Origin of the sequence: Mesorhizobium sp. M0701, assembly GCF_040320365.1 — a bacterium.
In the GTDB taxonomy this organism is placed as follows: domain Bacteria; phylum Pseudomonadota; class Alphaproteobacteria; order Rhizobiales; family Rhizobiaceae; genus Mesorhizobium.
The window spans coordinates 82,021-103,259 of the sequence record NZ_JAMYPO010000014.1; the positions used below are offsets into that span (position 1 = coordinate 82,021).

General features: G+C 60.8%; 19 protein-coding genes and 1 pseudogene. 12 read left to right on the plus strand and 8 right to left on the minus strand.

Annotated features, from left to right (window positions below; all coding sequences use genetic code 11):
- Positions 1 to 47: 47 nt before the first annotated feature.
- Positions 48 to 926, minus strand: coding sequence for a GNAT family N-acetyltransferase (locus tag NKI24_RS16075; protein ID WP_352746577.1), 879 nt, complete (start codon positions 924 to 926; stop codon positions 48 to 50).
- 242 nt (positions 927 to 1,168) lie between these two features.
- Here NKI24_RS16075 and argE point away from each other — a divergent pair, with 242 nt between their 5' ends.
- From argE to NKI24_RS16100, 5 genes are all read left to right on the plus strand, one after another.
- Positions 1,169 to 2,293 (plus strand): acetylornithine deacetylase, encoded by a 1,125-nt coding sequence (gene argE / locus NKI24_RS16080; protein ID WP_352746579.1) that lies wholly within the window; start codon positions 1,169 to 1,171, stop codon positions 2,291 to 2,293.
- A 16-nt stretch (positions 2,294 to 2,309) separates the two neighbouring features.
- Positions 2,310 to 3,233, plus strand: coding sequence for a 2-hydroxyacid dehydrogenase (locus NKI24_RS16085; RefSeq protein ID WP_352450638.1), 924 nt, complete (start codon positions 2,310 to 2,312; stop codon positions 3,231 to 3,233).
- Positions 3,234 to 3,247: 14 nt separating this feature from the next.
- Positions 3,248 to 3,604, plus strand: coding sequence for a cupin domain-containing protein (locus tag NKI24_RS16090; protein WP_023678793.1), 357 nt, complete (start codon positions 3,248 to 3,250; stop codon positions 3,602 to 3,604).
- Positions 3,605 to 3,775: 171 nt separating this feature from the next.
- Positions 3,776 to 4,819: a tartrate dehydrogenase gene (locus NKI24_RS16095; RefSeq protein ID WP_352746583.1), complete on the plus strand. Its 1,044-nt coding sequence runs from the start codon at positions 3,776 to 3,778 to the stop codon at positions 4,817 to 4,819.
- A gap of 18 nt (positions 4,820 to 4,837) precedes the next feature.
- Positions 4,838 to 6,313, plus strand: coding sequence for an NAD-dependent succinate-semialdehyde dehydrogenase (locus NKI24_RS16100; protein ID WP_352746586.1), 1,476 nt, complete (start codon positions 4,838 to 4,840; stop codon positions 6,311 to 6,313).
- A gap of 150 nt (positions 6,314 to 6,463) precedes the next feature.
- Here the strand turns inward: NKI24_RS16100 and NKI24_RS16105 are convergent, their stop codons facing one another.
- Positions 6,464 to 7,153: a haloacid dehalogenase type II gene (locus NKI24_RS16105; RefSeq protein WP_352746589.1), complete on the minus strand. Its 690-nt coding sequence runs from the start codon at positions 7,151 to 7,153 to the stop codon at positions 6,464 to 6,466.
- 427 nt (positions 7,154 to 7,580) lie between these two features.
- Between NKI24_RS16105 and NKI24_RS16110 the strand changes: the two genes are divergently transcribed.
- Positions 7,581 to 8,957, plus strand: coding sequence for an aspartate aminotransferase family protein (locus tag NKI24_RS16110; protein ID WP_352746592.1), 1,377 nt, complete (start codon positions 7,581 to 7,583; stop codon positions 8,955 to 8,957).
- A 349-nt stretch (positions 8,958 to 9,306) separates the two neighbouring features.
- Here NKI24_RS16110 and NKI24_RS16115 read toward each other — a convergent pair whose 3' ends face one another.
- The 6 genes and pseudogenes from NKI24_RS16115 to NKI24_RS16140 form a co-directional block, all read right to left on the minus strand.
- Positions 9,307 to 9,684 (minus strand): HVO_A0114 family putative DNA-binding protein, encoded by a 378-nt coding sequence (locus tag NKI24_RS16115; RefSeq protein ID WP_352450644.1) that lies wholly within the window; start codon positions 9,682 to 9,684, stop codon positions 9,307 to 9,309.
- Positions 9,638 to 10,177, minus strand: a complete 540-nt coding sequence (locus tag NKI24_RS16120; protein ID WP_352450645.1) for a ribonuclease toxin HepT-like protein — start codon at positions 10,175 to 10,177, stop codon at positions 9,638 to 9,640. The genes NKI24_RS16115 and NKI24_RS16120 overlap by 47 nt, the downstream gene beginning before the upstream one ends.
- Positions 10,164 to 10,484 (minus strand): nucleotidyltransferase domain-containing protein, encoded by a 321-nt coding sequence (locus tag NKI24_RS16125; RefSeq protein ID WP_352450646.1) that lies wholly within the window; start codon positions 10,482 to 10,484, stop codon positions 10,164 to 10,166. The genes NKI24_RS16120 and NKI24_RS16125 overlap by 14 nt, the downstream gene beginning before the upstream one ends.
- A 302-nt stretch (positions 10,485 to 10,786) precedes the next feature.
- Positions 10,787 to 11,263, minus strand: a complete 477-nt coding sequence (locus NKI24_RS16130; RefSeq protein ID WP_023678802.1) for an Lrp/AsnC family transcriptional regulator — start codon at positions 11,261 to 11,263, stop codon at positions 10,787 to 10,789.
- Between the two features lie 10 nt (positions 11,264 to 11,273).
- A pseudogene (locus NKI24_RS16135) lies at positions 11,274 to 12,346 on the minus strand (tartrate dehydrogenase).
- A gap of 78 nt (positions 12,347 to 12,424) precedes the next feature.
- Complete coding sequence (locus tag NKI24_RS16140; RefSeq protein WP_352746597.1) at positions 12,425 to 13,750, minus strand: NAD(P)/FAD-dependent oxidoreductase; 1,326 nt, start codon at positions 13,748 to 13,750, stop codon at positions 12,425 to 12,427.
- 114 nt (positions 13,751 to 13,864) lie between these two features.
- Between NKI24_RS16140 and NKI24_RS16145 the strand changes: the two genes are divergently transcribed.
- The 6 genes from NKI24_RS16145 (at position 13,865) to NKI24_RS16170 (ending at position 21,191) form a co-directional block, all read left to right on the plus strand.
- A complete protein-coding gene (locus NKI24_RS16145) occupies positions 13,865 to 14,110 on the plus strand; it encodes a hypothetical protein (RefSeq protein ID WP_352746600.1) in 246 nt (81 codons plus the stop codon).
- 415 nt (positions 14,111 to 14,525) lie between these two features.
- Positions 14,526 to 16,190: an ABC transporter ATP-binding protein gene (locus NKI24_RS16150; protein WP_352746603.1), complete on the plus strand. Its 1,665-nt coding sequence runs from the start codon at positions 14,526 to 14,528 to the stop codon at positions 16,188 to 16,190.
- A gap of 23 nt (positions 16,191 to 16,213) precedes the next feature.
- On the plus strand, positions 16,214 to 17,884 hold the full coding sequence (locus NKI24_RS16155) for a peptide ABC transporter substrate-binding protein (protein ID WP_352450650.1): 1,671 nt from the start codon (positions 16,214 to 16,216) through the stop codon (positions 17,882 to 17,884).
- A gap of 84 nt (positions 17,885 to 17,968) precedes the next feature.
- Positions 17,969 to 18,919 carry an ABC transporter permease gene (locus NKI24_RS16160; RefSeq protein WP_023678808.1) on the plus strand — a complete coding sequence of 317 codons (951 nt, stop codon included), beginning with the start codon at positions 17,969 to 17,971 and terminating at the stop codon, positions 18,917 to 18,919.
- A gap of 32 nt (positions 18,920 to 18,951) precedes the next feature.
- A complete protein-coding gene (locus NKI24_RS16165) occupies positions 18,952 to 19,830 on the plus strand; it encodes an ABC transporter permease (RefSeq protein WP_023678809.1) in 879 nt (292 codons plus the stop codon).
- 29 nt (positions 19,831 to 19,859) lie between these two features.
- Positions 19,860 to 21,191 carry an NAD(P)/FAD-dependent oxidoreductase gene (locus NKI24_RS16170; protein WP_502901464.1) on the plus strand — a complete coding sequence of 444 codons (1,332 nt, stop codon included), beginning with the start codon at positions 19,860 to 19,862 and terminating at the stop codon, positions 21,189 to 21,191.
- Positions 21,192 to 21,239 lie beyond the last annotated feature (48 nt).

Below are 21,239 nucleotides of genomic sequence, written 5' to 3' on the forward strand. Positions count from 1 at the left end.
CGACCTGATTCTCTGACCGCTGGTTGAAGGCGACAGTATGCTTGCATTCAGCTCAAGGCGTGGCCGGCCAATCCATAGACCCAAGGCCCATTGTCTCGGCGGTTCAGGAAGCGGCGCCCTTTGGACATGGTCGTAACGGTCTCGGCAATGCCGAGGCCGCTCTGCTGGAGAAACGCGGCAAACACGCCATCCTTCTCGCGGGTGTCGACGCGGGCGAATCGTCCTGCCAGTTCCTTCAGATGCACGGCTGTGAGGTGGACCGCGTCGAGATCGCTGCGCGCGACCATGGGGCCGATCACATGGCCACGTCCGAACTCGCGACACATGGAATAGCCGACGATTTCGCCGCCGCGGCTCAAAGTGCAGATTGAGGCATCCGCTGCGAGCAACGCGAGCAGCCTCTCGCGGTTTATCCCTAACGCGCGCGTATCCAGCGGCGTGATGTCCTTAAGCCTGTCGCTCGACAGCGCCTGCAATTCCCCGTTCAAGGCCGGCATAGTCGGGAGTGTTTGTGGGACCTCCCCCTGGCGCTGGTATACGATCGCCTCGGTCGTGAAGCCGAGTGAAACGTAGAGGGGGTAGGCAGCATGGGTCGCGTTGAGTGCCAAATTGCGATCGCCGCACTGCTCAAGGACTAGGTCCATGAGCCATCGGCCGCCTCCTTGCGCTTGTGTGCGTGGCGTTGTGATCACCAGGCCAATGGTGGCAAAGTCGCCCCCGTGGGGAAACCACATCGCGCTCCCGAAAACGCGTCCAATACCATCAACGGCAACAATGCCGCGGCCGGCACGGCGCAGAAAGTCCCAATCCTTCGGCCGATGAGGCCAGCGGACTGAGATCGACAGCGCGTGCAGTAGCTTGACGTCGACATCATCAATGTCCCGCGCGACCAGTTCGAAGGATTTCAGGCGTACTGATCTCTGCATCTCAATCGATCCGCTCCTTCAACGAATGCGCAAGGCAAGCGGTGTTGATCCTGTCATCGATCGCCATGTCGCGACATACCTCTTTTGCCGCAGCATTATACGGGAAAGCCAGCAGGTTTCGCTGGTTCGAGGTGCTTTTTCGCAATCTTCGGCCAAAGCACGATGCAATTCGGCAGGGAACACTGCTGCCTGCGGATAGGCTGGTTGCACCCGGTGATAGTGTGCAAGCAGAGCGGACCGCCATGAACGTGGAAGAAATCCTCGCGACCCTGGTTGCATTTCCCTCTGTTGTGGGCACGCCAAACGGCGCGATCGTCGATTGGATCCGCGACTACTGTCAGGCAGCCGGAGCCGAGGTGACGGTTCTCCCCGGTCCCGAGGGCGACCGGTCCAACCTTTTCCTCACGATCGGCCCGCGCCAGGGTCGGGGCTACATCATCTCCGGGCATATGGATGTCGTCCCGGCCGGCGAGCCGGAATGGAGCTCGGACCCGTTCGTTCTGCGCCGCGAGGGCGGCAGGCTTTACGGCCGCGGCACCTCCGACATGAAGGGCTTCCTCGCCTGCGCATTGGCGGCGCTCCCAGGACTTGCGGCGATGAACCTGCGGCAGCCAGTTCATCTCGCATTCTCATATGACGAAGAGGCGGGGTGCCGTGGCGTGCCGCATCTCCTAGCCGCGTTGCCGAGCTTATGCGAGAGGCCGCTTGGCGCGATTGTCGGCGAGCCGAGCCGGATGCAGCCTGTGCGCGCGCACAAGGGGAAGGCCGCCGCGCGGCTCGAGGTGATCGGGCGATCCGGCCATTCCTCACGCCCCGATCTCGGACTCAATGCCGTGCATGCCATGGCCGGCGTCATCACGCACGCCGTGGCCTACGGCCGATCCCTCGCCGACGGGCCGCTCGATGACAATTTCGAGCCCCCTTATTCTTCCTTGCAGGTGGGCGTCATCGCCGGTGGACAGGCGGTCAACATCATCGCTGGCCACTGCACAGCCGATATCGAGGCGCGTGCCGTGCCCGGCGTTTCTCCAGCCTCCCTGCTTGAGCCGGTCAAGGCCCGGCTTTTCGCTCTGCGAGACAGCGGCTTCGATGTGGCGTGGCATGAGTTGAGTACCTATCCCGCTCTTGCGCCCGCCAACGGGAGCGAGCTAGCGGCCGTTCTGACGGAGCTGACGGGGCAGGAGCCGCTGACAGCTGTGAGTTACGGCACGGAGGCCGGACTTTATCAGCAGGCCGGCATCGATGCGGTCGTTTGCGGACCCGGCGACATCGGCCGTGCCCATCGTTCCGACGAATATATCGAGATCGGTGAACTCGCCGCTTGCCGGAAGATGATCGAGGGGCTCGGCGCGCGTCTTGCGGCCTGAAGGAAGGGCGGTCACCATGGCGTTTCTTTTCAATTCCGATGCGGCGCGTGCTGCGGTCTTCCGCGAGATCTTCGCGCGCCAGCTCCCGGATCTGGAATTCGTCCATTCCGGCGACGAGATGGAGCCGGAGAAGGTGCGCTATCTCATCACCTGGACGGTGCCGGACGAGATCTCGCGCTACCGCAATCTGGAAGTGCTGTTTTCCATCGGAGCGGGCGTCGACCAGTTCGAGCAGGACGTGGTGCCAAGCCATGTGAAGCTTGTGCGCATGGTCGAGGACGGCATCATACGCATGATGCAGGAATACATCGCGCTCGGCGTGTTGACTCTCCACCGCGAGATGCCCGCCTATCTTGAGCAGCAGAAAAGATGCCTCTGGCAACCGATTGCCGCTCGACAGGCGGCCGAACGCCGGGTTGGCTTCCTCGGCCTTGGCATGCTGGCCCAGGCGGCTATCGAGCGCTTGAAGCCCTTCCAGTTTCCGCTTGCCGGGTGGAGCCGCAGCGAAAAGCGGATAGAGGACGTCGCCTGTTTTCACGGCACGGACCAACTCGCGGGCTTTTTGAAGCAAACGGATATTCTCGTCTGCCTGCTTCCGCTCACGGAACAAACGCACGGCATGCTCGATGCAGAGTTCTTCGACTTACTGCCCGTCGGGGCGCAGCTGCTGCATGTCGGCAGGGGTCCGCAACTGGACCAGGCCGCGCTGATCAACGCGCTCGACACCGGTCACGTATCTGCGGCGATGCTTGATGTCACCGATCCAGAACCGCTCCCGGAAGACCATCCGCTGTGGTCGCATCCGAAGGTGATGATAACGCCGCACATCGCCTCGGTGACGCAACCGCATACGGCGGCACAATCCGTCGTTGACAACATCCGGCGCCACCGCGCCGGAGAAGAACTGATCGGCCTCGTCGATCGGACACTCGGCTACTAACCAGGAAACATCACATGTCACTTCTGATCACGATCGACACAGTTCCAGACTTCGCGCCGAAGGAGGCACTACCGGCTCCGGAGCGGCTCATTTCCGGCAATCCATCCTTCAAGACCTGGGCGCAGGATGCCTCGAAGGGAGAAAAGGTGCTCACCGGTGTCTGGGAGGCGACGCCCGGCGAGACGCATTCGATCAAGGGCACGATCTACGAGTTCTGCCACATCGTTTCGGGTCTCGTCGAAATCGAGGAGAAGGGCGGTGAGACCAAGACCTACCGCGCCGGCGACAGTTTCGTGATGAAGCCTGGTTTCGTCGGCGTCTGGCGCACTATCGAGACCGTGCGCAAAATCTACGTCTGCGTTTATGACTGAGTTCAGTGCTCAAGGTCCGGCCGAATAGCGCGCGGCGGTTCCAGAACAATCGGCTTTCCAGGTTCCGCCTGACGCGATTCGACGCCGTCGGAGAGCTCAACCTCGACGGAAAATGCGGCGGGCGGTCGACTACTGTTCCGGTGACGCCAGTGCGAATGAGGACCTCCATCAATGAAGACCTACAAGATAGCGCTGATCCCCGGCGACGGCATCGGCAAGGACGTCACGCAGGCGGCATGGCAGGTGCTGCAGGCGGCGGCTAAGCAGGGCGGTTTCGCCCTTGATGACACAAGATTCCCGTGGTCGTGCGCCTACTACCTGGAGACCGGTGCAATGATGCCGTCAGACGGCATCGAGACACTTCGAAAATTCGATGCGATCTATCTCGGCGCTGTGGGCTGGTCCGCGGAAGTGCCCGACTCAGTATCGCTTCACGGACTGCTCCTGCCGATCCGGAAAGGGTTCACGCAGTACGCCAACATACGACCGCACCGGCTGTTGCCGGGCGTTCAGGGGCCCCTCCGCTCCGATGCTTTCGATATCCTGTGCATCCGCGAGAATACGGAAGGCGAATATTCCGGCGCCGGTGGGCGCGTTCATTCTGGCACGGCCGATGAGGTCGCGGTTGAGACTGCGATCTTTACGCGTACGGGTGTCGAACGGATCATCCGTTTCGGTTTCGAACAGGCGCGGGCGCGTCGCAAGAAGCTCGCATCTGTCACCAAATCCAACGCGCAAAAACACTCCATGGTTTTCTGGGATGAGGTCACGCGCGAGGTGGCGAAAGACTATGCCGATGTGGAGGTCTCGCACTACCACATCGACGCCATTGCCGCCCGTATGGTCCTGGCGCCGGACAGCCTCGACGTAATCGTCGCATCGAACCTTTTCGGCGACATCCTCACGGATATTGGAGCGGCCATTCAGGGCGGGCTGGGTTACGCCGCCTCCGCCAATATCAATCCCGATCGCAGCGGGCCTTCCATGTTCGAGCCGGTCCATGGTTCGGCGCCCGACATCGCGCATCTCGGTGTCGCCAATCCGATCGCCGCGATCTGGTCCGGTGCGATGATGCTCGAGCATCTGGGCGAGGGGCAGGCTGCGGCCGAAGTGATGTCGGCAATCGAGTCCGCAACCGCGCGGGGGATTGGCACGATCGCGGGCAAGGACAGGACTGAAACAATCACGCAGGCCGTGCTGGCAGGATTGAGCTGAAAGAGCAGAGGAAAGACCATGAATGCGATGACGAAGATTGGCATGTTCAACGACTCCGACCTTTTCCGCCAGCAGGCGCTGATTGGCGGTGTCTGGCGGGATGGCGAAACCAAAGGCGTGGTCGATGTCATTGACCCTGCCAGCCAAAGTGTTCTCGGCACCGTTCCCGCAATGGGGGAGAACGAGACGAGAGCCGCAATCGGCGCCGCGGCCGAGGCCTTCAAAGGCTGGAGGAAAAGGACCCATGCCGAGCGTGCAGGATTTCTGGAGCGCTGGCACGACCTCATCCGCCAGCACGAACAGGATCTCGCGCTCCTGCTGACGCTGGAACAAGGCAAGCCGCTGGCCGAGGCGGTGGCGGAAATCCGCTACGGCGCATCTTTTGTGAAATGGTTTGCGGAGGAGGCGCGCCGGATCGGTGGCTCGACCATTCCGTCACCCACGGCCGATCGCCGCATTCTGGTGCTGAAAGAACCCGTCGGCGTCTGCGCCATCATCACGCCGTGGAATTTCCCCAACGCGATGATCGCACGCAAAGTAGCACCGGCGCTGGCCGCAGGTTGTACGGTTGTCATCAAGCCGTCGGAATTTACGCCATTCTCGGCGCTGGCGCTCGGCGTTCTGGCGGAACGGGCAGGTATCCCTGCCGGCGTGATCAATATTGTGACCGGCATGCCCGTCGAAATCGGCAACGAACTGATGGCCAACGAGACGGTGCGCAAGATCTCGTTCACCGGTTCGACCCGCGTCGGTGCGCTGCTCATGCGTGGCGCGGCCGATAGCATCAAGCGGCTGAGCCTGGAGCTTGGCGGCAACGCACCCTTTATCGTCTTTGACGACGCCGATCTGGATAAGGCAGTTGAAGGGGTGATCGCATCCAAGTTCCGCAATGGCGGTCAAACCTGCGTCTGCGCGAATCGGATTCTCGTGCAGGAAGGCGTTTACGATGCTTTCGCCGAAAAGCTGAGCCAGCGCGTCACGCGGATGAAGGTTGGCGCAGGGACCGACGAGGGCACTGAGATCGGCCCGATGATCAACGCGGCCGCGATCGACAAGATCGAGCGTCACATCGCGGATGCACAGGCGAAAGGTGCGCAGATCATCGCCCAAAGCGAGACGATGCCGGAGGGTAAGCAATATGCACGGCCCGTCGTGCTGGGAGAAGCTACTACGGGGATGCTCCTGGCATCGGAAGAGACGTTCGGTCCGGTGGCGCCGCTTTTTCGCTTCGAGACGGAGGAAGAGGCCATCGCCATTGCGAACGGTACGCCGTTCGGCCTTGCCGCCTACTTCTACACCGACAACCTCAAGCGCTCATGGCGTGTTGCCGAGGCGCTGGAGTTCGGCATGGTCGGGCTCAACACAGGCATGATCTCGACCGAGGTTGCGCCTTTCGGCGGTGTCAAGCAGTCGGGAGTGGGGCGCGAAGGATCGCAGCTCGGCATCGAGGAATATCTCGAGGTCAAGGCGCTTCATGTTGGCGGGCTTAACTAGTTATCTTGCACGCAGGTGGAAACACTTGCAGCCCTAAAGCGTTGGAACCACAAGAAAGGGGCGGTGAAAACCGCCCCTTTCTCTATTGCGACCAGTGGCTATTCGTTTTGGGAGCGACTCGGTCTGGCGACTGCGCCAGCAAACAAACGTTCAGGCGAATTCCCGAACGGGCTCCAGTCCGACGGCGCCGGCCAGACCGCCGATATCCTTGATCTCGGTATATTCGTAGAAGGGGTTCGCAGGCTCGTGGCCGCGGTTCACCCAGATCTTGCTCTTGATACCGAGATCATAGGCGGTCATGAGATCGTAGCGAAATGAGGACGACACGTGCGTAATGTCCTCCGGGCCGCAGCCTAGTTTGTCGAACATATATTCGAAGCCCTTCATCTGCGGCTTGTAGGCGCCCGTCTCTTCGGCCGTGATGACCATGTGAAAGGGTGCGCCGAGTTTCTCCACGTTCGACATGATCAGGCTCTTCATGGAGTTCGACAGGATCACCAGCGGAATCTCCTTGGCGACCTTGGCCAGGCCCACCGGCACATCCGGGTGCGGACCCCATGTCGGCACTTCCGCATAGATGCGCTGGGCATCCTCGGGCCGGAATGCGACGCCGTTGCGCTTGCAGGTCCGTTCCACGGAATTGTGCACGACCTCGCTGTACGGCTTCCAGGCGCCAAGAACCTCGTCGAGGCGATAGGCCGAGAAATCCCTGATGAACTGCGCCATCCCAGCTGGGGAGAGCTGCGCACCATATACGCGTCTCGCCGCGCCGGACATGTCGAAGTTGGTCAGCGTGCCATAGCAGTCGAAGGTGATGTATTTCGGTCTGAACTGGGTCATGGGCGTCGATCCTTCCAATCCTGTCGGCACTGCGTGCCTTTAACAGCAAGGATCATAATGAGAACCGGAGAAGACTAGTCGCCGCATTCGATGCGTCCTGAAGCAGATTGTTTTGTAGTGCGTGAGAGCTTTGGCAGAGAGTTGCGCCTGAGTTCGTTTCGAGCTTCGGCGGGCGCGCGATCTCTCAGCCGTGCGTGGCATAAGATGCGGTGCCAGCGGCAAAGGAAAGTCAAAACGCCTATCGCTCAGGTTCTGGTCGGGAGGAACTGCTGCCCGCGGCAGCCTATCTTGGACTTAGAGAATTCAGGCCCGGAATGAACCATGACCGCGCAGCAGATCACGCTGGAAAACGAGCTGAAGGACGAAACCACACCACACCGGACTTATGCTCTCGTCAGTCAGGCACTGCGCTGAATCGGAGGAAGAAATGCTGGCACACTCACTGATCGAACTCGATCGCGCACATCTGGTTCACCCGTTTTCATGCTATCGGAGCCACGAGGAGACGGGCGTACGGGTGCTCAAATCCGCCAAAGGCGCAACCGTGACCGATGCAAGTGGGAAAACCCTGCTGGACGGGTTCGCCGGTCTATGGTGTGTCAACATCGGATACGGCCAGGAAAGCGTCGTTGAGGCGGCCGCAAAGCAGCTAAGAGAGCTTCCCTATGCGACGGGATATTTCGGGCTGGGATCCGAGCCTGCAATTCGCTTTGCTGCCAGGCTTGCCGAACTGGCGCCCGGCGATTTGAACCATGTCTATTTCACGCTTGGCGGTTCCGACGCAGTGGACAGTACGATCCGATTTATTCGCTATTACTACCATGCCAAGGGTACGCCGCAAAAGGACCAGTTCATCTCGGTCGAGTATGGCTACCATGGATCCTCGACGGCAGGGTCAGGTCTGACCGCGATCCCGGCCTTCCATGCGGGTTTCGGCGTGCCTTACGACTGGCAGCACAAGATTCCCTCGCACTACGCCTATCGCAATCCGGTCGGTTCTGACCCGCAGTCGATCATCGATGCATCGGTCGCGGCGCTGCGGTCCAAAATCGCGGAACTCGGCGCGGGCCGCGTTGCAGCCTTCTACGCCGAACCCATCCAGGGTTCGGGCGGTGTCCTCGTTCCACCGACAGGTTGGCTGAAGGCTCTGCACGCCGTGTGCAAGGAACACGCCATTCTGTTCGTTGCCGACGAAGTCATCACTGCCTTTGGCCGTACCGGCCCGCTCTTCGCGTGTGAGGAAGACGAGGTCGTGCCGGATTTCATGACCACGGCGAAGGGACTGACCTCGGGCTACGTGCCGATGGGCGCCGTTTTTATGTCGGACCAGGTGTACAATACGATCGCGGACGGAGCCGGCAAAGCGGCTGTCGGCCATGGCTATACTTATTCGGCCCATCCCGTTAGCGCGGCGGTCGGGCTCGAATGCCTGCGTCTTTATGAAGATGGCTTGCTCGAGAATGGGCGGAAGGCGGGCAAGCGCTTGATGGAAGGCCTTCGCTCGCTCGCCGACCACCCGCTGGTTGGCGACGTCCGCGGTCGCGGTATGCTGGCAGCAATCGAGTTGGTCGTCGACAAGGAGCGCAAAACGCCGCTGCCCACGGCGGCCGATCCGGGGCGCCGCATCTTCGAGCGCGCGTGGGCGAACGGCCTTGTCATCCGCGCCTTCAACAGCGGCATTCTCGGCTATGCGCCGCCGCTCTGCTGCACGGACGACGATATTGATGGAATCCTCGAACGCACCCGGATGACGCTGGACCAAACCCTCGAAGATAAGGATGTGCGGGCAGCGATGAAGGGCTGATCAGCGGCCGCATTGTATCGACCAAGGCTAAACTCACGCCGTCCGGGTCTTTCGCATGTTTCCCCCGCCTAAGTATCGGCCCAGACGCTTCTTTCTCCGCTATACGAACGGCTCCGAGAACGACATTCAACGCCATGTGGCCCGGCCCCAGATTTCCGGCGAAACCCGCTTACAGGCAGGACGCACCTGTCGTGATATCTTCCTGGCCAAATGAAAACCGCTAAAACCTCCGGCCCTCCTTTTGGGACTAGCTTGGCGATCGGCTCGGCGTCACCGAGGCTTCACGTCCAATACTTGCCAAACCTGGTCAGCGGCGGTTTCGCATCCCACTGATCGACTTTTGCCCCTGTCATCCATCGCGCAGCAAAGATGATGGTCCGGCGATTTGTCTCCACGAATCGTCGACCTCGCATCGGCCATTCTGAAGCTCAGCGAGGTCGATCGTGACTCGTTGCACGGCGAGTTCGGGTCTCTTCGGCCTGGAGCCCGCCATTGAGACAATTCCCGCTCGCTCAAGGGCCGCCAAGGAGCGGGATACGTTCGGCTGCGGACGCGCCGCCAACCTGCACAGTTCCGTGATGCTTTGCGGTCGATACCGATGGATCAGCGCCACCAGCCGACAATTCTCAGGGGTCAACGCCCGCAGAACCTCTTCCGGCGCGCACGACTGAGCCATTGGTTCAGGGACCACCAGATGCCCCGCCGCCTGAGCCGTCGCCGCCGCCATCACTGTCGTGCGTGTTTTCCTCAGTAAGGGTGCTTTCCAAGTAAACAATGGCCTCGACGAAAGACGGAAATGCCTCTTTTACCCTGTCGAGGCTTTCCTGCACCTTGTCTGTTTTCAGGTCAAAACCGTACCGATGCCTCACCAGGTAACGGAATCCCTTTAGCTCACTCAAGGACTGACAAAGCTCGGGGTCGAGCACAGCCGGCCGGATGCCTGCAATTTCCGCCGACATCTGATCGAGGACGTCCTGGTGCATCGTAGGCCCTTGGGGAACGAGGCCGTCTATGTCGTTGGAGAGGCTGAGCAGGATGTCCTCGATGCCATTGTAGACATTGTGGACTCCCAGCGAAACTGCTGCGACCGCGCCCCATTCGCCGCGTGACAGCTCACTCCGATGAGCCGCCAGATATTCCTCGATTTGCTGCAGTTCCTTCGCAGCGCGGTCGATTTTTGGCGACAGTTTTGCGAATGCCGGATGCTTAAACGCTGTCATTAAGCAATTCCTGCACTCGTTCGGACGAAACGTCTGAGGCAAAGATCAGGTCACAAGGAATGTTCGTTCCCCGAAGCTGGTCTGCGACCAAGCGCTCTACCATGGCCCGGCGCGCGGGATCAGTGCGTCCGTGCACCAGCAGATCTACGTCCGAGTGGACGCGGAAACGGTTTTTCGCGAGGGATCCGACAACGGAGATATCGACGCCGCGGGCTTTGGCGTTCCGGAGAATACGCGATACACAGGCTCGCGCGGTCTTCCGGCGATCGTCAGCTCTTCGGTGGATCAAAGTGTTGATCTTGTTCATCTTTTCGCCTGTTGCCTTTGGTGACCCGAGGCGAGATTGTCGCAACTCCGCAAGCTGTGCGTGCTACCTGCCTATATATCATCGTATGATATATTCAAGCCATTTGACGAGGACAAGGCGAAAACAGGCGTTCGCTGGAAATGTCCAGATGCAGTCGAAGTTTTAGGCTAAGCGCCGTTCAGGCGAGTGGCAATGACGGCCTCCGCCGAATCGTGACACGTCATTCGACAAATGCCGCGCGCGCAACAAGATGGAGCTTGGCACGAGCGCCGCCGCTTGAGGACCGAGCCGGAGCAGCTTTCTCATTTGTCGAAAATGATGTCGAGAGGCAAATGGGATTTCACGATCGGTGACTTCAGCACGACGAAGCTGAAATATTTGTCGATTCCGATATCCAATTCGATCATGCGCTCCATGATCGTCTGGTACTCGCTGATGCCCGCTGTGACAAACTTCACAAGATAGTCGTAGCCGCCTGAAACCAGATGGCATTCGATGACAGAATCGACTTTCTGAATTGCGGTGAGAAATCTCGCGAAGTCGTTCTGTTGATGGTGCTTGAGCGTGACTTCGGTGAAGATCGTTAGAGTCTGTCCGAGCTTGGACACATCGATCTGGGCGGAATAGCCGGTGATGAAGCCTTCCGCCTGAAGCTTCTTCACCCGCATCAGGCAAGGGCTCGGCGAAAGGTTGACTAGGTCGGCAAGCTCGACATTCGTGACCCGCCCGTTCTTTTGCAGTTGGGATAAGATCTTGATGTCGATCCTGTCGAGCTTCATTGGAAACCTGTCACACGTTCGAACCGCGGATCGCCCGACAGACGGCGTCCGTCACCTCCTGCGTGGTCGCTGTCCCTCCTACGTCGGCGTCAGCACGCCTTCACTCGTCACCGCTTCCACAGCGCTCATCAACCGCACGGCAGCTGCGCTCTCGCCCAGATGTTCGAGCATCTGGGCAGCGGTCCACAAGGTGGCGACCGGGTTGGCAATACCTTTGCCAGCGATGTCGAATGCCGAGCCGTGAATTGGCTCGAACATCGAGGGATAGCGCCGCTCGGGATCAATGTTGGCGGTCGGTGCAACGCCGAGACTGCCCGCGAGCGCGCCTGCAAGGTCCGACAATATGTCGGCGTGAAGATTGGTGGCGACGATCGTATCGAGGCTCCGAGGTTTCAACGTCATACGCACTGTCATAGCATCGACTAGCATCTTGTCCCACGCGACGTCCGGGAATTCCCGCGCCACCTCGGCTGCGATTTCGTCCCACATTACCATGCCGTGACGCTGCGCGTTGGATTTCGTAACAACTGTCAGGAGCTTTCGCGGCCGTGACTGCGCCAGCCGGAATGCATAGCGCATGATGCGGGTGACGCCGACGCGCGTGAAGATCGCGACCTCGGTTCCGACTTCCTCGGGGAGTCCGCGATGGGCGCGGCCGCCGTGGCCCGAATACTCGCCCTCGGAATTCTCCCGCACGATCACCCAATCCAGATCGCCAGGGCCAACGCCCGCCAGCGGCGAAACAATCCCGGGCAATATCCTTGTCGGCCGCACGTTGGCGTACTGATCAAAGCCTTGGCAGATCGGCAGCCGGAGGCCCCAGAGCGTGATGTCGTCAGGCAGATCGGGGGCGCCCACCGCGCCAAAGAAGATGGCGTCGAAGCGCTTCAGTTGCGCCACCCCATCTTCGGGCATCATCCGACCATGGGCCTTGTAATAGTCTGAGCCCCAGTCGAAGTGCTGGACGCGGAGCTTGAAGTCGCCGCAGCGCTGCTGCAGCGCCTCAAGCGCCTGGAGACCTGCGGCAATCACCTCTGGGCCGATCCCGTCGGCAGGAATGGCGGCAATCTCATATTCGCGCATCGTCACTTCCCTGTTTTTTGGTTGCCTGGTGACCTCAATCTCGTGTGCGATCGATTGTATGTTGGCAAGACGGTCTTCTCAGAATTCAGCGACCTTGCCCCACGCAGCAGTCTTCAGGCGCTCGGGCCTATAAGGACGCGGATCGACGATAGGCTCGCTGCCTGTAATGATGTCGGCGATCATATGCCCCGCGCCGGGGCCAATCCCGAAGCCGTGACCGCTGAATCCCGCCGCCAGGATGAAGCCCGGAATCCCCTCCACTTCGCCGACTGCGGGAATGCCATCGGGTGTACTGTCGATATAACCCGCCCACACATCGGAGATCGCGACGCGTTGGAGTTCGGGGATCAATTCGCAGGCTCTTCGATATGTCAGCCGAATCTGTCCCATGTCGGGCTTCGGGTCGAGAATGCGGTTCCGTTCCATTGGCGTGATGTCGTCGAGGGCCCATTTGCGCAGACTTTCATGGCCTTGACGCCAGCCCTCTAAGGCGCCCGGGGCGAGATTGCGCCAGCGGCGGGCGAACATAGGTACAAACTCGCGGCCGAACCTGAACTGCTGCGGCGTTGGATCGACACGCGCCCGCCCGCTGATCGCCAGCGCGTATCCACCGTTGCTACGCCGCGTCAGAGAGACGCGCGTGGTATGCAGCGCATCCGGCAGGCTGTTTGCGCCGGGTGCCACGGCCAGAATGGACGAACGCACGGCAGCTTGCGGGAAACGCACACCAAGCTGGTTGCAGAAGGAAGAAGCCCACGCGCCCCCGGCCATGACAACAGTCTTTGTCTGGATGGTGCCCGCTTCGGTCACCACAGCGCTCACCCGGCCGGCGCTTAGCTCCAGCCCGCGCGCCGCGCAATGCTGATGTACGGTGCCGCCCGCTGCCATGATGCCGCGCGCCGCAACCGGCACTGCCTTGGAAGGGTCCGCCGTTCCGTCAGTTGGCGAGAACACGCCACCTTTCCATTTGCGGCCCGTCGCTTTGCCCCGTTCGGTGGCTTCTTCCGCGCTCAGCATGTGCGTGGTGATCCCGACCGTTCTCGCAAATTCGCGCCACTTCGCCCAGCCTGCCAGCTCATTTTCGTCCTGAGAGAGATAGAGGAGACCGCAACGGCGAAATCCAGTATCCTCGCCAGTCTCTTGTGCCACCTTCTCCCAGAGGTCGAGACTCTTGGTCGCCATCGGCAGCTCGCGCGCATCGCGGTTCTGCTGGCGGCACCAGCCCCAGTTGCGGCTGGACTGCTCGGCCGCGATGCGCCCCTTCTCGACCAGGGCGACCTTGAGGCCGCGGCGCGCCAGATAGTATGCGCTGAACACGCCCACCACGCCGCCGCCGATAACGACGACGTCCGCCTCGCGAGGGAGGGAAGGGCTGCAGTCGATGTGCATGAGCGGCGCGGGCATGGATGGGACTCCGGTAATTTGAAGCATCCTAACCTGCCGCCCGCAGAGGCAGGCTGCGGAGTTTGTGCCTGGACGGAATTTCCTGCGTTTAGCAGCCTCCAGGACAGGCAATTATTGCGCGAAAAGCTCGCTGCGAGCCAAGCAGGAGTACACTTCATGCAGTTGCGTCATCTGCGGTATGGGCGGCACACGGCGCAGTTGTCGACCTTGATCGGCAGCGCCTTTGCCGACATTGCGATGGGCCGCACGGTCACCAATCCGCTCGGCGGCATGGCCTGCACATGTGCCGATGTACACCGGAAAGCCTTGGTCCTATCCCTCTTGGGCGCGTATTGCCGGATGAAGGATATGGTTGCCTGATCCCGGTTTCCGCGCCGAAACGGGAACAGAGTGAAATGCCGAACTGGATGTTCTTTTCAGAAGTTCCTGCCGCGCGAGGGCCAAGTTTCGAAGACTCTGCGGAAACAGAACAGTCAAACTGGCTGGAAGAACGGAGCAACCCTTCCTTATGGCAGGCAGGCTCCAGAGGACATCCGACAGGCAGGGCTTGCCCCTTCGGAGAGTTCTCCAAGAAAAAGGGAACAGAGTCCGGTACACGGACCGGATTTCATAAGGGAGCCGCCAGGATGAGCAGAACCCGTCTCTCGCAGCCTCAGCGCGCGAAGCGCCGAGAAGGCCAGACTACGGCCGCTACGGTGAGGCGCTTCTGCTCAAAGGGCGATGAAGCGGTCCGTAACAGGGTGAACGCGCTCGGTTGAAAGGGGAGGTGATCTCGATGGTCGCAAGCATCCAGGCTGTAGCCCCCCACGATGTGGCGCTTTCGGTGCGCGACCTCACGGTGAATTTGCCGCAAGGCATGGAACGGACCCATGCTGTCAAGGACATTTCCTTCGATCTGAAACGCGGCCAGATACTTTGCATCATAGGCGAGTCCGGATCGGGTAAGTCGGTCACGGCGAACGCGATCATGGGGCTACTGCCCAAGGTGATCCGCCTCTCATCGGGAATAATCCAGCTGGAGGGGATGAACATCATCGGCATGTCGCCCGACAAGCTGCGCAACCTGCGTGGACGGGTCGTGTCGATGATCTTTCAGGACCCGCTCTCGGCGCTCAATCCCCTGATGACGGTGGGCGCGCAGATTGACGAGGTCATGGCCGCGCATGGCTTCGGCACGCCACAAATCTGTCGAAACCGCGCTATCGAGCTGCTCACTGAAGTAGGCCTGCCAGATCCCGAACTCATGTATCACCAGTACCCTTTCCGGCTTTCGGGCGGGCAGCGGCAGCGCGTCATGATCGCCATGGCCCTGGCGCTCGAGCCGACGGTGCTGATTGCGGATGAGCCAACCACCGCGCTCGACGTCACCACCCAGGCTCAGATCCTGCAACTGATCCGGGACATTCAGCGGCGCAAGGGCATGAGCGTGATGTTCATCACCCACGATTTCGGCGTGGTGGCCGAGATCGCCGACAGCGTCGTGGTGATGGAAAAGGGCAATGTCGTCGAACAGGGCAGCGCCGAACAGGTGCTGAAGTCGCCCAAGCACCCTTATACCCAGCGCCTGATTGCAGCCGTACCGCATTTGACCGGCGAAGATCGCCCTCGTCCGGAGGCTGTCAGCAAGGAGCCGATCCTGAAGGTTGAGGGTCTGGTGAAGACCTATCGCGGCGGCAGCGCGCTGTTCGGCGCGCAACGAATTATGACAGCGGTCAACGAGGTGTCGTTCGAACTGGCGCCCGGCCGCACGCTAGGGGTCGTAGGCGAGAGCGGTTCGGGGAAATCGTCGCTGGGCCGGCTCCTGATCAAGCTGCTGGACAGTGACGGCGGCGGGATCTTGTTCGAGGGCTGTGACATAGCCAAGCTTTCCGAAGCGAAGTTCCGCCCGCTTCGACCGCGGATCCAGATGATCTTCCAGGATCCCTTCGCTTCTCTGAATCCACGCTCGACGGTCGGCCACATCATGACGGTAGGTCCGGTGGCGCACGGGATGCCTTATGCTCAAGCGCGCGATGAAGCGCGTGCACTTCTGGCCCATGTCGGTCTCGATGCCGGCGCTTTTGGCCGCTACCCGCACGAGTTCTCGGGTGGGCAACGCCAGCGCATCGGCATCGCTCGTGCGCTGATGTTCAAGCCGAAGCTGTTGATTGCCGACGAGGCGGTCTCCGCACTCGACGTGTCGATCCAGGCGCAGATCCTGCAGCTTCTGGACCAGATCCAGCGCGAGACGGGCGTGTCGATGGTCTTCATCACGCACGACCTGCGCGTCGCCAGCCAGATCTGCGACGAAATCGCGGTGATGCAGAAGGGCCGGATCGTCGAGCGCGGACCGCCCTCGCAAATATTCCTGAACCCGCAAGCAACCTACACGCGCCAACTGGTAGCGGCAATTCCAGGAGAGCGGCCGGGCAATGCCCGTCCAGTAGCAGCAAACGCATAAGAAATAACAAGAGAGGAACTACCATGACCAAAAATTCATCGACTACGTCCAACTACTCGAGGCGCGAAGCGCTGCGACTGATGGCGATAGGTGGGGCTGCAGGCCTCATCGCGCCCAATCTGTTGGGCAAGCCCGCCTTTGCCAAGACCCCTCCTGCAGGCCCGGCCGGTCGCGTCATCGTCGGCCTCTCCCAAGAGCCGACCGTGTTCAATCCACTGATGGCGCATATCGAAGTCGATGACGCGGTCCATTTCTCGGTTTTCGACGCGCTGGTCCGCATGGATCCCCAAGGTGGCCTACATCCAAACCTCGCAGCCGAGGTGCCAAGCCAAAAGAACGGCGGCATTTCGGAGGACGGTCTCAACTGGCGCATCCGGTTGCGTGACAATGCCCGCTGGCACGACGGTGAGCCCTTCACGGCCGAGGACGTGAAATTCACCCTTGAACTCATCACGAACCCGAAGTTTCGCGCTTGGCGCACGAGCGGCCATTCGCTCGTGCAGGACATCACAGTGGTTTCGCCCACCGAGATCACATGGCGGATGAAGGAGGCTTTTGCGCCCTATCTTTCGTTCTTGGCCGAAACGTTCATCGTGCCCAAGCACATTCTGGAGAAAGAGGCCGATCCGAATACAGCCGCCTTCAACCAGGCGCCGGTCGGCACCGGCGCATTCAAATGGAGCCAGCGCGTCGCAGGTGATCACATCGAGCTCGTCGCCAATCCTGAGTACGCGGGCGAAGGCCCCTATGTCGAGCAGCTCATCTTCAAATACATCCCCGACATGACGGTGCTCTACACGCAGTTCAAGAGCGGCGACGTGGACCTGGTCGATCAGTCGTACATCACCGCCGACCATTATACTGAAGCCCGCGAACTAGCAGACCGCGTGGTGACACTTGAGACCGGGTCATCCCTGGAGTCGATCTACCTCAATTTGGGCCGCCCGCAGTTCAAGGAGTTGGCAGTGCGCCAGGCGCTCTACGCCGCCTTGGATAGGAAAGCGATCGTCGACACGATCTATTACGGCGTGGGCACTCTCACCGAGACCTTCATGCCGAAGGAGTCCTACTACTACGACCCGAACCTGCCGGTTCAGGAGTTCAATCTGGACCGGGCGCGCCAAATCCTTGATGAGGCCGGCTGGGCGCCGGGGCCGGATGGAATCCGCGCCAAGGATGGGGTGCGACTGTCCTTCTCCAACTCGACAACTTCTGGCAACAACCTCCGCGAGCAGACGCAGCAGTTCCTGCAGCAGACGTTTGCCGAGATCGGCGTCGAGATGACGATCTCGAATTTGCCGGCTGCAGTTATGTGGGGCGAGTTCTGGCTGAAGTCGCAATTCGACACCGCAATGGTGGGCGTCACCTATCTGATTGCAGCGGACCCCGACGCCACAAACCGGCTCCATACGAAGGCAATCGCCGCTCAAGGCGGACACGGTTCGAACACCGGGCAATATTCCAACCCTGAGGTCGATGCCCTGCTCGAAAAGGGCGCTCGCAGCTTCGATCCGGAAGAACGACGCGGGATCTATAATCGCGTGCAGGAAGTGGTGCGCCATGATCTGCCCTTCCTGCCGCTGTTCGCGTACACAATCGTCCTCGGGCGCAAGAAAGGGTTGGACGGCTTCGAGCCCAACGCCAACACCCGCACCGCGTCGTGGGATGCCGCAGCCTGGCAGTGGAAGGCCTAATCCACGCAGTTGCCGCCGCCCCGCCGATTCCGCCGCGGCGGCGGCAACAGACTAAAATCATCAACCCACAATGGAGGGACTCGAATGCGCGGCTTCCTGCTCAATCGCCTCTCGCAGAGCCTGGTGCTGCTTGTGATCGTTTCGATCATCGGCTTCGGCATTCTGAACCTCCTTCCCGGCGGCCCGCTGGCGCAATTCGGGCTCGATCCCGGAATGACCCAGCAGGATATCGAGCGTCTCAAGGGGCTGCTGGGCCTCGATCGACCCATATGGATCCAATATCTGGACTGGGCATGGCGGCTGGTGCGGGGCGACTGGGGTCACTCCTTCCGCGACGGAGCGCCGGTATTGGAGGTGATCGGCAGCCATCTCTTTGCCACGCTGCTGCTGATGGGGTCCTCAACCGCAATTGCGATCTCCATTGGCGCCTGGATTGGGATCCGAGGCGCCACGCGACGCTACTCGCTGTTCGATTATCTTGCAACTGTCGGGGCCATGGTTGCGTTGTCTGTCCCCACCTTCTGGTTCGGACTCGTCGGCATCTACGTCTTTTCCCTGAAGTTGGGTTGGCTGCCTGCGGGTAATATGTCCGAGATCGGCGACGCCTCGATCCTGGGCTACCTCCACCATCTGATCCTGCCAAGTATCGTGCTGTCGCTGGTCCATGTCGCGATCTGGAGCCGCTACATGCGGACGGCCACTCTCGACGCCATTAGCCAGGACTTCGTCAAGACCGCTCGGGCCAAGGGGTTGAGTGAACGCCGGATTCTGATGAAGCATGTCGTCGGCAACGCACTTTTGCCGATGATTACCTTGGCCGGGATGCAGCTTCCCAGTGTCCTCACTGGCGCGCTCGTGACCGAAACCGTCTTTACCTGGCCAGGAATGGGACGGTTGTTCCTCGATAGCCTTGGTTACAGCGACTATCCGGTTGTGATGGGGCTGCTGATGTTCTCCGCCATCCTCGTTCTGCTTGGAAACCTGATCGCCGACATTGTCGTCGCTATTGTCGATCCGCGCATTCGTCTGGCTTGAGCGCGCAACTTCCCCGACAGGAGACAGCCGATATGACCGCTTTCACCGCAAATGCAGCTCCAAGCCGATGGAGAAACAACCGCGCGGCACGTCGTTTCATGCGTCATCGCTTGGCGCTGCTCGGGTTGGCGATGATCATCTTCCTGAGCCTCGCTTGCGTCCTCGGCCCCCATCTCCTGCCTTATGACTCACTGTATATCGATCTGCGGGCCCGCTTTGCCCCTCCGCTGACGGGCTACCACTTTCTAGGTACCGATCCGCTTGGCCGCGACGTGGCGGCAAGGCTTTTGATGGCGGGACGAATCTCGCTGCTGGTGGGTTTCTTTGCCATGGTTTTGTCGACACTCATCGGCACCCTGGTCGGCGTAATTGCCGGCTATCGCGGCGGCTGGGTCGGGGCCACGCTGATGCGCACGGTCGATGGATTCCTGTCATTCCCATCGATCTTTCTGCTGCTGGCGCTGGCTGCCGCACTGAAGCCCAGTCCTGTGATGATCACCGTCATTATCGCCCTCACCAGTTGGATGGAGGTTGCTCGTATCGTGGAAGCGGAGGTCCGCTCGTTACGCGAACGCGAGTTCGTCCTGGCCGGGCGCATGCTGGGATTGAGCGGCACCCACATCATGTTTCGCGAGATACTGCCCAACGCCATGGGGCCGATTATCGTCGCTTCCACCTTGACGGTCGCGCGCGCCATTCTCATGGAAGCCTACATCAGTTTCCTCGGGTACGGGATCCAGCCGCCACTGCCCAGCTGGGGCAACATGCTCAATGGCGCCCAGCAATATCTGGGCAGCGCACCTTGGCTGGCAATCATTCCCGGAGCTGCAATCACCATCGCGGTAACCAGTTTCAATTTCATTGGTGACGGGCTGCGAGACGCGCTCGACGTCCGAGACGACCACATCTGAAGTTTCACCGACCGTAGATTACCCCTACAATGCAGCGAGAAGTCAGCCACGTGCAAGAGCCTCATATCGCCGACAAGAACACACCCTACTGGTGGGAAGCAGCGCCCGTCATGCCGCTGCCGCGGCAGCCGGTCGCAAAGAACCTTGACGTGGCAATTGTCGGCGCCGGTTATGCCGGGCTTTCGGCCGGGCTTGCGCTGGCGCGCGAAGGACGCTCGGTCGCAGCCTTTGATGCGATGAATCCGGGCGAGGGTGCTTCCACCCGCAACGGCGGGATTACGAGCGGGACCATCCGGCCGGACTATGCCACGATCACCCGGCGCTTTGGGGAAGAGAAGGCCATGGCGATCGAGGCCGAGGGCAAGGTCGCACGCGAATTCCTCTACGACTTCATCAAGACCGAAGGGCTCGACTGCGACTTCCGACTGGTTGGCCAGTTCAAAGGCGCTTTCGGATATGAACAGTATGAGAAGATGGCACGGGGCGCCGAGACGCTGGCGAAGAAACTGGGGATCGAGTCCTACGCGGTTGCGCATGCCGAGCAGCGAAATTATATCGGCACCGACTTCTACCGCGGCGGGACTGTTCGGATGGACATTGGCGGGCTGCACCCCGCAAAATTCCATGCTGAGCTCCTGCGGGTGGCGCTCGCATCCGGGTTGACGGTTCATTCGCATACAGTGGTCAAGTCGATCGAGAGGAACGGTTCGGGCTTCCGTGTCGCGACTTCGGCAGGGACGGTGGATGCACGGCAGGTTCTGGTCTGTACCAACGGCTATACCGACGGCGCCGCTCCCTTCCTGCGCCGCCGCCTGGTTCCGGTTCGCAGCCGGATCATCGTGACCGAAGAACTTGCGCGCGATATCATGGCGCGGCTGATGCCGAAGCTGATGACGATCACCGAGAACCGGCAACTCGGTTTCTATTATCGTCCCTCGCCCGACGGGAAACGTATCCTGCTGGGGGGCCGTGACAGTTCCCGCGTCGGCGATCCGGCGGCGCCGAAACTTCTCCTTCGCAAGGGCCTGGTGAACCTTTTCCCGGAGTTGGAGAACGTGCGCCTTTCGCATTGCTGGTTCGGCAACGTGGCGATGAACCGAGACATGCTGCCCCGCATCTTCGAGAAGGGCGGTGTGGTCTATGCCTCCGGCTTCTGCGGTTCGGGCGTGGTCTGGGCGCCCTGGATTGGCATGCGTGCGGCCCACAAGTTGATGGGGCATGGCGAGCAGTCGCGCACTGCGTTCGACTTTCGACCGCCTTCGGCCGTCCCGCTCTATCGTGGCAATCCGTGGTTCATGCCGGCGATTATCCAGGGCTATCGGTTGCAGGACCGTATCGCCTTCTGGCGCGCCAGACGCTAGTCGCCGACATCCGGGGCGATCCGTGGTTCATGCGGGCAACCCTTTGGC

Coding starts and splice junctions, on each gene's coding strand:
- NKI24_RS16075 (WP_352746577.1), bottom strand. CDS start 926: ATGCAGAGATCAGTACGCCTGAAATCCTTCGAACTGGTCGCGCGGGAC.
- argE (WP_352746579.1), top strand. CDS start 1,169: ATGAACGTGGAAGAAATCCTCGCGACCCTGGTTGCATTTCCCTCTGTT.
- NKI24_RS16085 (WP_352450638.1), top strand. CDS start 2,310: ATGGCGTTTCTTTTCAATTCCGATGCGGCGCGTGCTGCGGTCTTCCGC.
- NKI24_RS16090 (WP_023678793.1), top strand. CDS start 3,248: ATGTCACTTCTGATCACGATCGACACAGTTCCAGACTTCGCGCCGAAG.
- NKI24_RS16095 (WP_352746583.1), top strand. CDS start 3,776: ATGAAGACCTACAAGATAGCGCTGATCCCCGGCGACGGCATCGGCAAG.
- NKI24_RS16100 (WP_352746586.1), top strand. CDS start 4,838: ATGAATGCGATGACGAAGATTGGCATGTTCAACGACTCCGACCTTTTC.
- NKI24_RS16105 (WP_352746589.1), bottom strand. CDS start 7,153: ATGACCCAGTTCAGACCGAAATACATCACCTTCGACTGCTATGGCACG.
- NKI24_RS16110 (WP_352746592.1), top strand. CDS start 7,581: ATGCTGGCACACTCACTGATCGAACTCGATCGCGCACATCTGGTTCAC.
- NKI24_RS16115 (WP_352450644.1), bottom strand. CDS start 9,684: ATGGCGGCGGCGACGGCTCAGGCGGCGGGGCATCTGGTGGTCCCTGAA.
- NKI24_RS16120 (WP_352450645.1), bottom strand. CDS start 10,177: ATGACAGCGTTTAAGCATCCGGCATTCGCAAAACTGTCGCCAAAAATC.
- NKI24_RS16125 (WP_352450646.1), bottom strand. CDS start 10,484: ATGAACAAGATCAACACTTTGATCCACCGAAGAGCTGACGATCGCCGG.
- NKI24_RS16130 (WP_023678802.1), bottom strand. CDS start 11,263: ATGAAGCTCGACAGGATCGACATCAAGATCTTATCCCAACTGCAAAAG.
- NKI24_RS16140 (WP_352746597.1), bottom strand. CDS start 13,750: ATGCCCGCGCCGCTCATGCACATCGACTGCAGCCCTTCCCTCCCTCGC.
- NKI24_RS16150 (WP_352746603.1), top strand. CDS start 14,526: ATGGTCGCAAGCATCCAGGCTGTAGCCCCCCACGATGTGGCGCTTTCG.
- NKI24_RS16155 (WP_352450650.1), top strand. CDS start 16,214: ATGACCAAAAATTCATCGACTACGTCCAACTACTCGAGGCGCGAAGCG.
- NKI24_RS16160 (WP_023678808.1), top strand. CDS start 17,969: ATGCGCGGCTTCCTGCTCAATCGCCTCTCGCAGAGCCTGGTGCTGCTT.
- NKI24_RS16165 (WP_023678809.1), top strand. CDS start 18,952: ATGACCGCTTTCACCGCAAATGCAGCTCCAAGCCGATGGAGAAACAAC.
- NKI24_RS16170 (WP_502901464.1), top strand. CDS start 19,860: ATGCAGCGAGAAGTCAGCCACGTGCAAGAGCCTCATATCGCCGACAAG.